Origin of the sequence: Pedobacter rhodius (assembly GCF_027213645.1) — a bacterium.
Taxonomy (GTDB): Bacteria; Bacteroidota; Bacteroidia; order Sphingobacteriales; family Sphingobacteriaceae; genus Pedobacter; species Pedobacter rhodius.
The window spans coordinates 545,914-559,929 of the sequence record NZ_JAPWGL010000003.1 but is presented as its reverse complement, the minus strand read 5'-3'; the positions used below and the strand labels follow the sequence as shown (position 1 = coordinate 559,929).

General features: G+C 38.1%; 13 protein-coding genes. 8 read left to right on the top strand and 5 right to left on the bottom strand.

The features are described from left to right. Nucleotides 1-15 precede the first annotated feature (15 nt). The 3 genes from O0931_RS12490 (at nt 16) to O0931_RS12480 (ending at nt 2,365) form a co-directional block, all read left to right on the top strand. Nucleotides 16-588, top strand: coding sequence for a YceI family protein (locus O0931_RS12490; RefSeq protein WP_269415914.1), 573 nt, complete (start codon nt 16-18; stop codon nt 586-588). 82 nt (nt 589-670) lie between these two features. Then, entirely contained in the window at nt 671-1,495 is an 825-nt protein-coding gene (gene ygiD / locus O0931_RS12485; RefSeq protein WP_269415913.1) for a 4,5-DOPA-extradiol-dioxygenase, read from the top strand. Between the two features lie 144 nt (nt 1,496-1,639). Beyond that, nucleotides 1,640-2,365, top strand: coding sequence for a heavy-metal-associated domain-containing protein (locus O0931_RS12480; protein ID WP_269415912.1), 726 nt, complete (start codon nt 1,640-1,642; stop codon nt 2,363-2,365). Here O0931_RS12480 and O0931_RS12475 read toward each other — a convergent pair. Genes O0931_RS12475 through O0931_RS12465 form a run of 3 tightly spaced genes read right to left on the bottom strand, consistent with a single transcriptional unit; the run spans nt 2,360 to nt 3,584 of the window. Further along, a complete protein-coding gene (locus O0931_RS12475; RefSeq protein WP_269415911.1) occupies nt 2,360-2,773 on the bottom strand; it encodes a type II toxin-antitoxin system VapC family toxin in 414 nt (137 codons plus the stop codon). The two genes, O0931_RS12480 and O0931_RS12475, sit on opposite strands and share 6 nt — an antisense overlap. Further along, on the bottom strand, nt 2,770-3,009 hold the full coding sequence (locus O0931_RS12470) for a DUF6364 family protein (protein ID WP_269415910.1): 240 nt from the start codon (nt 3,007-3,009) through the stop codon (nt 2,770-2,772). Before O0931_RS12470 ends, O0931_RS12475 begins: the two co-directional genes overlap by 4 nt. Nucleotides 3,010-3,053: 44 nt before the next feature. Then, nucleotides 3,054-3,584, bottom strand: coding sequence for a YfiT family bacillithiol transferase (locus O0931_RS12465; protein WP_269415909.1), 531 nt, complete (start codon nt 3,582-3,584; stop codon nt 3,054-3,056). Between the two features lie 268 nt (nt 3,585-3,852). Between O0931_RS12465 and O0931_RS12460 the strand changes: the two genes are divergently transcribed. From O0931_RS12460 to O0931_RS12440, 5 genes are all read left to right on the top strand, one after another. Next, nucleotides 3,853-5,040, top strand: coding sequence for a hypothetical protein (locus tag O0931_RS12460; protein WP_269415908.1), 1,188 nt, complete (start codon nt 3,853-3,855; stop codon nt 5,038-5,040). A gap of 198 nt (nt 5,041-5,238) precedes the next feature. Next, nucleotides 5,239-7,626, top strand: coding sequence for a S9 family peptidase (locus O0931_RS12455; protein WP_269415907.1), 2,388 nt, complete (start codon nt 5,239-5,241; stop codon nt 7,624-7,626). Nucleotides 7,627-7,903: 277 nt separating this feature from the next. Further along, the gene (locus O0931_RS12450) at nt 7,904-8,536 is read left to right on the top strand and encodes a peroxiredoxin (RefSeq protein WP_205057446.1); all 633 of its coding nucleotides are present in this window, start codon (nt 7,904-7,906) and stop codon (nt 8,534-8,536) included. A 13-nt stretch (nt 8,537-8,549) separates the two neighbouring features. Continuing rightward, nucleotides 8,550-8,858: a thioredoxin family protein gene (locus O0931_RS12445; RefSeq protein ID WP_269415906.1), complete on the top strand. Its 309-nt coding sequence runs from the start codon at nt 8,550-8,552 to the stop codon at nt 8,856-8,858. Next, a complete protein-coding gene (locus tag O0931_RS12440) occupies nt 8,858-9,106 on the top strand; it encodes a DUF6952 family protein (protein WP_269415905.1) in 249 nt (82 codons plus the stop codon). The genes O0931_RS12445 and O0931_RS12440 overlap by 1 nt, the downstream gene beginning before the upstream one ends. A gap of 335 nt (nt 9,107-9,441) precedes the next feature. On the opposite strand, the gene O0931_RS12435 is transcribed toward O0931_RS12440, so the two are convergent. Then, the gene (locus O0931_RS12435; RefSeq protein WP_269415904.1) at nt 9,442-12,027 is read right to left on the bottom strand and encodes a phosphoenolpyruvate carboxylase; all 2,586 of its coding nucleotides are present in this window, start codon (nt 12,025-12,027) and stop codon (nt 9,442-9,444) included. A gap of 440 nt (nt 12,028-12,467) precedes the next feature. Next, on the bottom strand, nt 12,468-14,015 hold the full coding sequence (locus O0931_RS12430) for a DHA2 family efflux MFS transporter permease subunit (RefSeq protein WP_269415903.1): 1,548 nt from the start codon (nt 14,013-14,015) through the stop codon (nt 12,468-12,470). Nucleotide 14,016: the final 1 nt, after the last annotated feature.

Below are 14,016 nucleotides of genomic sequence, written 5' to 3'. Positions count from 1 at the left end.
AAACAAAACAAGATTATGAAAAAGTTATTCTTATTCGTGATAGCTACAACCATTAGCGTAGCATCTTTCGCACAAACAACATGGAAAACCGACCCAATGCACTCGTTTGTTAACTTCTCGGTTAAACACATGGGCATTTCTTTCGTTGATGGTTCATTTAAAAAATTTGATGGTACAGTTATGGCTGCCAAACCAGATTTAACTGATGCAAAAATTAATTTTACAGTTGACGTTAACAGCATTACAACTGGTGTCGACATGAGAGATGGTCATTTAAAAACCGACGATTTTTTCAATGCTGCAACTTATCCAACGATGAAATTTGAAAGTACTTCTTTCAAAAAGTTGAGTGGGAATAATTATGAGTTAGCCGGTAAATTAACTATCCGCGATGTAACTAAAGATGTGAAATTTGCAGTTGTTTATGGCGGTACAGCAAAAGACCAACAAGGAAATACTAAAGCTGGTTTTGGTGCAACAACAACTATTAACCGTTTGGATTACAACATTAAATACGACCCGAGTGGTACTGGTGTTGCAAAAGATGTTACCATCAAATTGAACTTAGAATTCGTTCAAGCAAAATAATTAATATAATCCTGTCAAATTGAGCTTGTCGAAATGCCTGTAGGTTCTTCGACAAGCTCAGAATGACAATGTCATTATCGCCATGTCAGCACTATCGCAATTCAGAAGTTTTACTCAACGTTTGCCGCAAACGGATTTAATGCCAACCATTTTTATTGGCCATGGTTCGCCGATGAATGGTATTGAAAACAATGAGTTTAGCCAAAGCTGGGCCGGGTTGGCAAAAAATATTCCTGTTCCTAAAGCAGTATTAGTGGTTTCGGCACATTGGTATACCCACGGAACTTTTGTTACGGCAATGGATTTCCCCTCAACCATTCATGATTTCGGCGGCTTTCCGCAAGCCCTTTTTGATGTTCAATATCCGGCGCCCGGCGATGCTAAACTGGCAGCAGAAATTCCTGAATTGATTCACAGTACAAATGTTGGTTTAGACCACGATTGGGGCTTGGACCATGGCACCTGGACAGTTGTAAAACACATGTATCCTGATGCCAATATTCCTGTTCTTCAGTTAAGTATTGACTACACCAAATCGCCGGAACAACATTACGAAATTGCCAAAGAAATTTACGCGCTTCGAAAAAAAGGTGTTCTGGTTTTAGGCAGCGGAAATATGGTACACAATCTTCGCATGTTAAGTTGGGAAATGATTAATGGCGGTGGCTATGATTGGGCGAATGAAATGAATGATAAGTTCAAAAATCTTATCGCTAATGGCGACCATAAGCCTTTAATAGATTACCGTCATCTAGGTGCTGATGCGATGCTGGCCATTCCAACACCCGAGCATTATTTACCCCTAATTTATACTTTAGGAATGAAGAAAGATAGCGAGGAAGTTTCTTTCTTTAATGACAAAGCGGTTGGAGGGTCGTTAACGATGACTTCAGTTTTGGTGGGTTGATATTGGTTTTAATACAGAGTTTCACAAAACGCATAGCGTTTAGGCTAAACAGAAATAAGTTGGAATAAAATTCTATAACATTTTATGATTATTCTGTAACGGTTTTCGCCTGCCAGATGGGTAAATTTGTATAAACGTTTTATTATGACACATACCTATCAACTTACCGGAATGACTTGCGGTGGTTGCGAAAATAAAGTTAAAAGTAGCCTTTTGGTTTTACCTGAAGTAACTTCGGTTGAAGTTTCAAAAGACACGAATTCCGCTACGATTACGATGGATAAACACGTTGGTTTAAATACACTGCAGGAAGCTTTAGGTGGTGCTGAAAGTAAATATCAAATTGCTGCAACATCTCATATTGAAGCGTTTGAAGAAACAAAATCATGGGCGGTAACCTATAAGCCAATCTTATTAATTTTCGGATATGTTACGGTAATTTCATTGGTGGTTTCCTGGCAGGAGGGCGCCGTAAACTTCATGACTTTCATGCGGATTTTCATGGGGGGATTTTTCTTAACTTTTTCTTTTTTCAAAATGCTAAACCTGAAAGCTTTTGCCGAAAGTTATGCGATGTATGATATCGTAGCCAAAAAATTTAACACCTGGGGTTATATTTATGCTTTTATCGAACTTGGCTTAGGCTTAAGTTTTGCGATTAACCTTTCGCCCGTTATTGTAAACTGGGTCACCTTAATTGTGATGACCGTTAGCATTTTAGGTGTATTAGAGAGTGTGTTGAACAAGAAAAAGATTCAATGTGCCTGCCTTGGCGCCGTTTTCAACTTACCCATGAGTACGGTAACCATTGTTGAAGATGCAATTATGATTGCGATGAGCGCTGCAATGTTGGTGCTGATATACTTATAGTTTTATAAGTAACTCATCTGGTGGAAGAACAGGAATTGCTGATTCTTTAAAGTCTTTAATATTTCGGGTTACGATATAATCTAATTTTTCAATATTATAAGCACAGAGAATTTGTAGTGCATCTTCAAAATCTTTATGCTTTGATTTCAATCCCCTTTTCACAATATCCTGACTTACAGCAATTAGTTCGATATATTCTAATAAATTATAGATTACTTGCCTCAAAAGTTTATCCTCTAAATATTTTTTTAATAAATAGTGTGCTGTAGCAATTGCATGAGATGAGGTAAATAATTGAACTTCCTGTCTTTCAGCCTTATCAAAAATTTCTATTGCGAATTTACTGAAAGGCCTTCTATCTGCTATTAAATCAACAATTATATTCGTATCAACAAATACTTTTTTCATAAGTGTTTTCGTTCAAAATACTCTCTAAGTGTTGCCTCTTCATCAAAATCATCGGGCAATTTTACTACTCCAACAATTGATTTTAGTTTTGAAGAAATTGTAGGTTTTTCATCATAGGTTATTGTTTCCAAATACTTCTCTACCAGTTCAGACAAACTGCGTCCAGTATGTCTAGCATATAATTTAGCTTTTTCAATAGTAGCCTTTTCAACCGTTAAAGTTAGTTTTGTTGTCATAACACGTGTACGTTATTCAAATATACGTGTTGCTGATTAATTTGTCAAGAGTTGCTTTTTATTGTAAACGTAATATGTGCCAGATGATGTTTTCCATGCCATGCGTACATACCCAGCATATTTGCCAATGTTAGCTCTTTTCCCTGCGCAGGATGAATATATTTTCGTTGGTAATCTTCAATCCTTAATGTCTTTAAGAAAGCGATCCAGCGTTGATGTAAGCTTGTTAAAAGCATAACAGACATTTGTATATTCCCGTTTTTTGCCTCTTCGGTTTCAGCCCAACGTTCTTCGTAATAAGGCCTGATGGTTGGAATATCTTCGGTCATTGCTTGTTTAAAACGGATGTAGGCATTCATGTGGCTGTCCGGAATATGATGAACGACCTGTCTTAATGTCCAACCGCCTGGGCGATACGTTTGATTTAATTCTTCATCGCTGAGGTTTTCGGTAGCACTTTTGATTTGACCTGGTAAAGCCTCAATTTCTGAAATCCATATTGCAGCTTGCTTTTCATCAAAAACTTCAGGCATCACGAACTGCCCGATTGGGTATTTAAGTTGTTCTAAATCCATGAAAGCAAGATAGGGTTTTACAGAATTATAATGAAGTCTTTTTAACACGGATTTACACGGAATAATTAAAGCGCTGTGATTTCTGTATTTCCAGAGCAAGTCTTTGATATTGCTATTAAACCTTTATCTGTGTTTAATAATTTAACTGACTTTAATCTCTAATCCCGGTTTAATCTTTTAAAGTATGAGTTTATTTAGTTAAAATCAACTCATTTCATTAAAAATTCATTCATTTAAACCATATTGCAATTAATTTTAAATATCACTGATGAATAGGTTGTTTTTTGTTTTCGCATTCTTAATTCCCCTGATTATCCATGCCCAAACCATTAAAACAGATGTACTGGTTTTAGGCAATGCTAATGCCGCTTTTGCGGCCGGTGTTCAAGCTTCCGAATCAGGTGTAAACGCTATTATTTTAACACAAAATGATGGCTTTAAATTAAGTGATTTTAAAAGTTTACCTCAAAATGGTGTAACAAAAGCTTTCGAAAAAAGAACGAGAAAATCCTTAAAACTTTCAGATAGTGTTCCCTTACCGGAAATAACCAATCAAATCGCAAACGCTGTTATAAAAAACTGGTCGGATAGCTCTAAACTTCTTGACGTAATTAACAATGCGCCTTATTATGAAATTAAACGCTCAGGAAATGGCTGGGAATTAAAATTAACAAAAGAAAAAAGCATTAAAGCAAAGGTTTTAATTGTAGCTGATAATATCGGAAAAGTTCTTCCCGCATTGAAAATTGAAAGTCTGAAACCTGCAGAAACGACCGCCCTAAATTATGCTGAGAACACATACCGAACCACCATTGGTGCCATAAAAGGAACCTTAAATTTTCTTTCGCTTTATGGTTTGCTTATCCCGAATCAGGAAAATATTTTATATATCAATGCTGATAATTTAGAAATCGGGCAAGCCGCCGGCGCAACCGCGGCTTATGCCGCTTTTTTCCAAACCAAAACGAGCCTGTCAAATTTGAAACGCATTCAAGGCGAACTATTAAGTTACAAACTTTCGTTAATGCCTTTTGACGATGTTAAAATCGCCGACTCCAACTGGTTGGCGATACAAAAAATAGGTATCACCGGAATTTTAAAAGCAGAGTTAAAAAAGGATAAAGTCTTTTTCAATCCCGAGAAAGAAGTTACATATACTGAAATAAAACAACCGATAAAAGATTATTACTATAAAGCTCAGATTTGGTTTGATGACCATGAAAATATTCCAATTAATTTAGAAAACACCATTTCGATTATTTGTTATGTCGGCAACAAAGCCGTTGATGCAACCAAAACCGAATTACAAAAGAAATGGAATAAGAACTATAAACTTTCTTCGAAATATGATTTGAAAAAGGTTTTAACACGGCGAGAATTTTCGGTTATCATCAATGAATATTTAAAGCCATTTGATGATGTAAATGTGGATAGAACGGGCAGGGTAATTAGGTAGGTTTAACCACAGCCATTTTTGACATAGAAACACTGAAATACACGTAAGGCATCGTTTTAATTCTGTACGTTCCGTATTTCCGTGGCAAATTTTTAAAAATCGTTATCTGTGGTTGATTGCTCTATACGTTGTAACATTTCCATTTCCTTGCGGATTTAGTTTCTGCATTCTATAAATTGCACCATCCAAAAAAAATTCATGAAGAAATATCTACTTTTCCTTTTACTTTGTACAGGTGAGTACACTTTTGCGCAACAAATTGCCCCTTTAACGGTCGAAAAAATAATGCGAGACCCAAAATGGATGGGAAACTCGCCAACAAACTTCCGCTGGACGGCAGATAGTAAAACTTTGTACTTCAACTGGAACCCTGAAAATAAACCAAAAGAAGAATTATATAAAATAACAACTTCTTCTGCTAAACCTGTTAAAGCTGTTGATAAGGAGGATGAGAAATTACTAAGTGTAAATTATGTTTACAATAAAGATAAATCGTTGGGTTTGGTTGAAAAAAGTGGTGATATCTATCTTCAAAATTTTAAAACTAAAAAGGAAACCAGATTAACCAATACCATGGAAAGAGAAAGCAGCCCTGTTTTCTTAACCAATGGAGATATCGTTTATCAACTGGGCGACAACCTTTTTCAACTGAATTTAAAAACAGCTGAAACCAGCCAAATCACAAATTTTGTTAAAGGAAAACCTGCCGGAAGAACAGCTGTAAAGGCCGGCACCGAACAAGACAACTGGCTGAAAGCGCAGCAAACCGAATTGTTCGATATCATAAAAAAAAGAAATGCCGAAAATCGCAGCGGCAATGGTAGAGGCGGTAGAGGGCGTTTTGGCGCTCCATCTGCCGATACAAAATCGTTGAAACCACTTTATACGGACGATAGATTTTTAAATGGTGTTGTAATTAGTCCGGACGGACATTTTATAACGTACAAACTAACTGCCCCGGCTCAGAATAACCACAATACCATCGTTCCGAATTATGTTACCGCATCAGGTTATACGGAAGACATTTCCGGAAGAACAAAAGTTGGCGAAAGCGAAAGTATATCTCAAGGTTTTATCTATGATACGCAAAAAGACTCGGTTTACACCATCCAAACGGCGACCATTCCAGGCATAAAAGATATTCCTGATTTTTATAAAGATTATCCGAAAGCGCTTGATACATTAAAAAAGAAAAATGCAGACAGGCCGGTTAATTTCTTTGGTCCGCTTTGGAATGAGAACGGCAGCACCGGAATTATGGTGGCCACTTCTACGGATAATAAAGATCGCTGGATCTTAAAATTAGAAGCCTCCACTGGTAAGTTTAGTCTGGTAGACCGTCAGCATGATGAAGCCTGGATTGGCGGCCCCGGCATTAGCGGATTTTTTCAGGGAAGTACCGGATGGATCAGTAATAATCTTTTTTACTATCAAAGTGAAGCAAGCGGATATTCTCATTTATATGTAGCAGACATTTCAACAGGAGATAAAAAACAACTAACATCAGGTAAATGGGAAGTTCAGTCTGTCCAACTTTCAAAAGACAATAAAACCCTCTATTTCAAAGCAAATAAGGAGCATCCCGGAATTACAAATTTCTATAAAATCGGTGTAAATGGCGGCGAACCAGTTCAAATTACCACCATGAAAGGTTTGAATGACATTACACTTTCGCCTGATGAAAAATATCTTGCCATCAATTATTCTTACATGAATAAGCCAGGGGAGCTATACATGCAACCAAATAAGGTCGGTGCAAAAGCAGTAAAGATTACAGCGTCTGCTACCGCAGCATTTAATTCATATAAATGGCGTGAACCGGATATGGTTTCTTTTAAAAACCGTTATGGTGCCGATGTTTATGCGAGGGTTTATAAATCTGATAACCCGCATCCAAATCATCCGGCCGTGGTTTTTGTTCATGGTGCCGGCTATTTGCAGAACGTTCATTTTGGCTGGAGCACTTACTTCCGCGAATATATGTTTAACAATTTGCTGGCGGATAATGGCTACACGGTAATTGATATTGATTATACCGGAAGTTCGGGTTATGGCCGCGACCACAGAACCGGAATTTACCGCCACATGGGTGGAAAAGATTTAACGGATCAGGTTGACGGTGTTAAGTTTCTGGTAGAGAAATATGGTGTGAATCCTAAACATGTTGGTTTATACGGCGGTTCTTACGGTGGCTTTATTACCTTAATGGCCATGTTTAATGAATCGGATGTTTTTGCCAGCGGCGCAGCTTTACGTTCGGTTACCGATTGGGCACATTACAATCATGGTTACACTTCAAATATTTTAAACGAACCTTTCAGCGACCCGATTGCTTATAAACAAAGCTCGCCAATTTACTTCGCGGATAAATTAAAAGGAAATTTGTTGATGGCACATGGAATGGTTGATGTAAATGTTCATTTCCAGGACATTGTTCGCCTGACACAACGTTTTATCGAGTTGGGGAAGAACAATTGGGAACTGGCCGTTTACCCGGTTGAAGACCATGGTTTTATCGAGCCAAGCAGCTGGACGGATGAGTATAAAAGGATATTTAAATTGTATGAGAATACATTGAAGAAATAACCTAAGCTCTCTAATTTTAGCAAGATCGGGTTAATTTGCAGCAACCCTGAATGTATTGTCATGCTGAGGCACGAAGCATCTGCAGCCTATGAAACAGATGCTTCGTGCCTCAGCATGACAGCGATAGAAAAAAATAGAAGCCTGCTATACATTTCAAGCACAATATAGTTTTTGACTATATCGTTATCAATAAATACAATTAACATTTAGTAAATCCGGGTTGATTAAGAGCGTATTTAGCCTTACCTTTGCGCTACAAAATTAAAGACAAAAAATTATGGCAATAGTAGGTAAAAAATTTCCGAGTGTTAGTATTGATGCAATGTCAGACATGGGTGATGACTTGAAAATCAATGTGTTTGAAGAGGCTGTAAACAAAAATAGCAAAGTATTATTATTTTGGTATCCAAAAGATTTCACTTTCGTTTGCCCTACTGAATTACACGCTTTCCAAGCGGCTTTACCTGAGTTTGAACAAAGAAACACTATTGTAATCGGTGCATCTTGCGATACGAATGAAGTACACTTTGCATGGTTAAATACACCAAAAGATAATGGCGGTATTGAAGGTGTTACTTACCCGATTTTAGCGGATACACACAGACAGTTATCTGGAATTTTAGATATTTTAGATCAGGAAGTTAATTATGACGAAGAAGGAAATGAATCTTTCTCCGGTTCAAATGTTACTTTCAGAGCAACCTATTTAATAGACGAAACGGGTAAAGTTTTCCACGAAAGTGTTAACGATATGCCATTGGGTAGAAACGTTAAAGAATATTTACGTTTAATTGATGCCTATGCACACGTTCAAAAACACGGCGAAGTTTGTCCTGCAAACTGGGAAGAAGGAAAAGAAGCGATGAACGCAAACAGAACCGGTGTTGCTGAATATTTAGCGGCTAACTAATTAACAAAACAATATGTTTTTAGAATTAACAGAAGATAATCTTCAGCAATATTTAGCAGATAACCCGAAAGTTATGGTTCAGTATGCTGCATCCTGGTGTGGTAACTGCAGAATCATGAAACCGAAGTTTAAAAAACTGGCTGCTGAAAATGAAGATGTGGCTTTCTTAATTGTTGATGCAGAGAAACTTCCAAACTCACGCAAATTTGCAAACGTTGATAATTTACCAACTTTCGCAGCTTTTGAAGGCGGTAAGTTAGTTGATCAGGTGCAAACCAACAAAGCAGAAGGTTTAATTGAACTTTTTAACAAGATAAAATAATGAAGATTCCGGTTATAAGACAATTATTTCAAAACACCACCACCGCTCAGCTGGAGACAACTTTAGAAGTTTTGGAGGCTTTCTGTGAATTCAGAGGTGTTAGCGAACACGAGGTTGACGTTGCGGGCGAAATGATTACCAATATTTGCGGTGCACTTGAAGTGCATCAAATGGTAAGCGAAGGCGCTGCTGAAAAAGACGCGCTTAATGCTTTCGGCCAAAAAGTAATGGGTTCGATTGACAGATAATTTTCTTTAATCAGGCTTTTTAAAATATACCCTTTGCGTTTTCGCAAAGGGTTTTTTGTTTTTTAGGAATTGCCTCATGCCTTGCAATTACAACTGTTCAAGTTGCTGCAAGTTGCTGTCATTCTGAACGCAGTGAAGAATCTGAAAGCGATGCGGACTAACCAACACCAACCCACACTGAAGGGAGGTTATGGATACACAAAAACACTGCTCATCGTTTCCAGATTCTTCGTGCCTCGCAATGACGACCGTTTCAAAAAAGGTCTGCGAACACACAGACCTTGGTAACCAGAATAAAATATATGTTCTTAAATGGTAAATTAAACCATCCGCTCCTAGGCCAAATTCCTGCCTGCATTTACAATCCCAAAAACCGTTCTAACAGCCAATTTTTCTAAAGCGGCTTGGTCTTTTTCATTTTGATCATGCTGTAGTTTTTCTAAAGCGAAATGCTGAATTAAAACCAATGGTAAAATAATTTTCTCGCGGGTGGCGATAGATTTTTTATCGACAGGATAATTCGCCATCAAAGTTTCCTGGCCTGATAGTTTTAAAAGCATCTGTTTCGTTAATTCGAACTCATCATGTAGCTGGGTCCAAAACGCACCAAATTCTTTATCGTTAGCCAGGTGAGCTGTAATTACAAAGTCTGATTTGCTCATACTCATCATGCAGTTATCGACAATGGTTTTTAAATAATCAGAATCTTCGTAAACCTTAACTACTTTAGCCCAATTACCAGCTTTTTCCTGGTTTTTCATCGCGGTTCCCATTCCATAAAAACCAGGGACATTTTGCTTAAGCATACTCCAGGCTGTAACAAAACTGATTGCCCTTAAATCTTCCAGTTTCATTTCACCCCCGCCATTTCTCTTAACCGGTCGACTGCTGATATTTGCCTGAGAAAGTAATTTCAACGGCGATAACTTTTCAAGATAACTCACAAAAAGCGGATGTTCACGTAAATCTACAAAAGCCTTGTAACCATCCTCGGCCATTTCATCAAGCAAGGTTTTATTTTCCGGATCTAACAGTACGTTGTGTTTTTCTTTCAATCCGGAAGAAATTCCGGCATTAATTAGTTGTTCAATGTTAAATTCGGCACTTTCTACCGATCCGTATTGCGAACTGATGGTTTGTCCCTGAACAGTTAACTGGATGTTTTTATTGGCGATTTCTTTACCCATCGAGGCATAGAAACGATGCGTTTTACCCCCGCCACGAGCAGGCGGCCCGCCCCGACCATCAAAAAATGCCAATTGAATATTGTGTTTTTTAGAAACTTCTGAAAGTGTGGTTTTACCATTAAAGATAGACCAGTTGGCCATTAAATAGCCCCCGTCTTTTGTACTGTCAGAATAACCCAGCATAATATCCTGCTTATTGCCACGGCTGGCTAAGTGCGTTTTATAAAACGGGTTGCTGTAAAGCGTATCCATAATCGCCCCCGCACCTTTTAAATCGTTTACCGTTTCAAAAAGCGGAACAAAATCGATGGTTAGTGCATCTTTACTCCATCCATTCCAAAGGAAAAGTTCTATTAACTGTAAAATGTCGCTTGCCTGCTGACAATTACTGATAATGAACCTATGGCAAGCTTTTTCACCATTACGCTTTTGGATTCCTTTAATTTCCTTAATCGTTTGAATAGTATCTTCAATTAAAGCATCAGCTTCGCTCGAATAAACAGGCGTTGCTTCTTTAAAGGAAATCAGTTTCAGTTTTTCTGCTTCCGACAGCGCATCATAATCCGCAGGATACAATGAAGAAATTGGTTTATTCTGGCGGCAGTAAGCATGAACGCTCCTCAAGACTCTGCTGTCCTGGCGAATATCAAGCGACGCGAAATAATTTCCATACAAATCGATTTTGCGGATTAAATCGTTCACCAAGTCAACGAATAAACCATCGTGTTCTTTAAGTAATGTGTCTTTAATTTTGTTAAGATTTCCCCTTAAGTCATCAGAAATATCATGTAATTCGCAGGTTTGGTCGAACGCATTCTTGTATAAAACATCATGAAGATAGACCAGGTGCTCTTCAACCCCTCTGAAAGTAATGCGGCGTTTTATTACCCTGAAATCGCGGTAGTAACAACGGAAAAGAATTTGACGCAACATTTTTGAAACTTCCAGCGTGGTATCGGCATGGATGTTCGGATTTCCGTCTCTATCGCCACCCGGCCAGAAACCCAATTCTAAAATTTTCTTTGTTTCGAGATTATACTCATCCAGGTTTTGGTCAATTTCTTCCTGAATATTTGCCGCAGCGAAGTAAAAAGTATTCTCTAAAAACCAGGCCAAGTTTAAAGCCTCGTCAACAGGTGTTGGTGATTTTTTATTAAAAAAGGGTGTTTTACCCAATTGCTGCAATAGCGAGTTCATCGAAGTGATGTCGTTATCTCTGATGGCCTTGGTTAAATCGGTAATGATAGCCAAAACACTTCCCGGATAAAATTGAGTTGGATGCGCTGTTAAAACCAAACGAAGTGAAAGCTCATCAATTAACTTTTCAATCTTCGCCAGTATTGGTTTGTTATCAGCATTCTTTTTTAAGATAAAAGCAAGTGTACTTTGCTCATCTGTAGTGTTTAACTTCGCAAATGAAGCATCCTCAACAGCATCAAAAAGCACAACCTGACGCTCTATATATTGAATAAATCGAAACAGTAAATCGATAATGTCTTTACGATCCGTATAGCTGGTAAACTTGGCGAAAAACTCTTCAATAATTTGAGCTGGTTTTTGCCCGTTTGCAATCCCATCTTCGCAGCTTTTAAAAAATAAAGGCAACAATGTGCCTGTATCTTTAATTTTGTAAAAAGGAAGTGTTAAAAACAAGCTGTTAAAAAGTTCAAATTTGGAAATTACCTCGTTATTAAAAATAGATTCTCGCTGTGTGGTCAAACGGAGTTTAGGCATGGCTTAAGCAATATTTTTGTATACGGTAATACTACAAAAAATGCGTAAGGTATTAAAATTCTAAGGCTTACAATTTGGATAATTGTAGAATAAATTTTAATTTTAAAATCTTATTTGGCTATTTGATAGTTAAGTAAGAACATTTGCAATGTTTAAGGGCGTTGCATTGATTGTTAATTTTTTGGGTTAAAACAGCCGATGTAATGAAATACACCGGCTGTTTTTATTTTATAGAATTTTCTATGCTTTTAACCTCATAGGTTACAAAGAAAGAAGCACTTAGGACACAAAAATTGGGCAATTATTCTTGGCGCATCTCTGCGAAAACCTCCATGTCCTCTGTGGTAAATAAAATCGACTGCGTTGTTTAACCCCACCTAAATCCTCCCCGGAAGGGAGGACTTTAAGGCAGAAGTATATAGAATTTTGTGATGAGGCTTCTAATGCGCATCCGTAACGATGTTTGCGTTTTTCTTGAATTTCTGAAGGTAAAGCAATGGAATAGAGCACAACATAATCAATCCGGCAACCCAATAGGCATCGTTATACGTAAGCAGCATGGTTTGCTTAATTACAGATCCCTCAATCGCTTTCATAGCCATTAGTTTGGCATCGATGAAAGAAGCGCCTTTTGCCATGAAGCTGCTGGTTAATCCTTTTAACTTTTGCGTAAAAACGGGGTTATACTCGTTGATATTAACCAATAAGTTGCTTCTGTGAAAACCTGCCCGAACATGAATTAAAGTCGTTAATGCTGCGATTCCGAACGAACCGCCTAATTGCCTGCTCATATTGTTTAACCCCGAACCTTGTCCAATTTCAGGGCCGGTTAAATCTTGCATGGCTAAGGTAGTTAATGGGACAAACAGTAATGCCATACCAAATCCCCTGATAACCAATGGCCAAAAGAAATCGCCGGTACCCGAAGCCAATGTTGATTTACTCAGCATCCAACAGAAAACGAAGAATAAAAACATTCCCCCTGTAGCCATAAACTGTGCCGGTACGCCTTTCTTAAGCATAATACCGATAAATGGCATCATAGAAATGGTACAAACGCCGCCTGCAATAAACAATTTTCCGGTTTGCAGCGGTGTAAAGCCTAAAAGGTTTTGTGCAAAAACCGGGAAAACGAATACAGAACCATACAATCCGAATCCTAAAATGAAGGAAGTAAACATCCCGATGGAAAAACTTCGTTTTTTCATAATACGAAGGTTAACGATTGGGAATTCGGTACTTGTTTCTCTCCAGATAAAAAGCAGTAAACCAAAAACAGACGTTACGGCTAATGCGATAATGTAAGGTGTCGAAAACCAGTCTTCACTTTCTCCTTTTTCCAATAAGGTTTGCAAACTTCCAACCGCAATTGCAAGTAAACCAATACCCCACCAGTCAACGGGTTTTCCCTGTCCGTCTTTTGGCGTCTCTCGGATAAATGTTATCGTACAATACGCTGCGAGAATCCCGACGGGAATATTCACATAAAAAATCCACGGCCAGTCTGCTATCTCTAAAATATATCCACCAATTGTTGGGCCAACGGTTGGGCCCACAACTGCACCCAAACCAAATAAAGCAGTTGCAATACCAACATCTTCACGTGGCCAGGTTTCAATTAAAATAGCCTGCGCTGTAGAGATTAAACCACCACCGGCCAATCCCTGAATAATTCTGAATAAAATAAGTTCGTTTAATGATGTGGCGTTACCGCATAAAAACGAAACAAGTGTAAAAACAATGATGGAGGTTAAGAAATAATTCTTACGCCCAAAGCGACTACCTAACCAACCCGACATTGGCAGGATAATAACATTCGCAACGGCATAACCGGTAGACAGCCAGGCTACGTCCTCCAGGGTTGCACCCAGGTTTCCCTGTATTTGAGGAATCGCTACGTTTACAATCGTTGTGTCAATCAGCTCCAGGAGAGAAGCCGTGATTACGGTAAAGGTAATGATCCACTTTTTTAAACCTACTTCGGCCATT

Excerpts from the sequence above, each read along its gene's own strand:
- O0931_RS12490 (WP_269415914.1), top strand. The coding sequence starts at position 16 with ATGAAAAAGTTATTCTTATTCGTGATAGCTACAACCATTAGCGTAGCA.
- ygiD (WP_269415913.1), top strand. The coding sequence starts at position 671 with ATGTCAGCACTATCGCAATTCAGAAGTTTTACTCAACGTTTGCCGCAA.
- O0931_RS12480 (WP_269415912.1), top strand. The coding sequence starts at position 1,640 with ATGACACATACCTATCAACTTACCGGAATGACTTGCGGTGGTTGCGAA.
- O0931_RS12475 (WP_269415911.1), bottom strand. The coding sequence starts at position 2,773 with ATGAAAAAAGTATTTGTTGATACGAATATAATTGTTGATTTAATAGCA.
- O0931_RS12470 (WP_269415910.1), bottom strand. The coding sequence starts at position 3,009 with ATGACAACAAAACTAACTTTAACGGTTGAAAAGGCTACTATTGAAAAA.
- O0931_RS12465 (WP_269415909.1), bottom strand. The coding sequence starts at position 3,584 with ATGGATTTAGAACAACTTAAATACCCAATCGGGCAGTTCGTGATGCCT.
- O0931_RS12460 (WP_269415908.1), top strand. The coding sequence starts at position 3,853 with ATGAATAGGTTGTTTTTTGTTTTCGCATTCTTAATTCCCCTGATTATC.
- O0931_RS12455 (WP_269415907.1), top strand. The coding sequence starts at position 5,239 with ATGAAGAAATATCTACTTTTCCTTTTACTTTGTACAGGTGAGTACACT.
- O0931_RS12450 (WP_205057446.1), top strand. The coding sequence starts at position 7,904 with ATGGCAATAGTAGGTAAAAAATTTCCGAGTGTTAGTATTGATGCAATG.
- O0931_RS12445 (WP_269415906.1), top strand. The coding sequence starts at position 8,550 with ATGTTTTTAGAATTAACAGAAGATAATCTTCAGCAATATTTAGCAGAT.
- O0931_RS12440 (WP_269415905.1), top strand. The coding sequence starts at position 8,858 with ATGAAGATTCCGGTTATAAGACAATTATTTCAAAACACCACCACCGCT.
- O0931_RS12435 (WP_269415904.1), bottom strand. The coding sequence starts at position 12,027 with ATGCCTAAACTCCGTTTGACCACACAGCGAGAATCTATTTTTAATAAC.
- O0931_RS12430 (WP_269415903.1), bottom strand. The coding sequence starts at position 14,015 with ATGGCCGAAGTAGGTTTAAAAAAGTGGATCATTACCTTTACCGTAATC.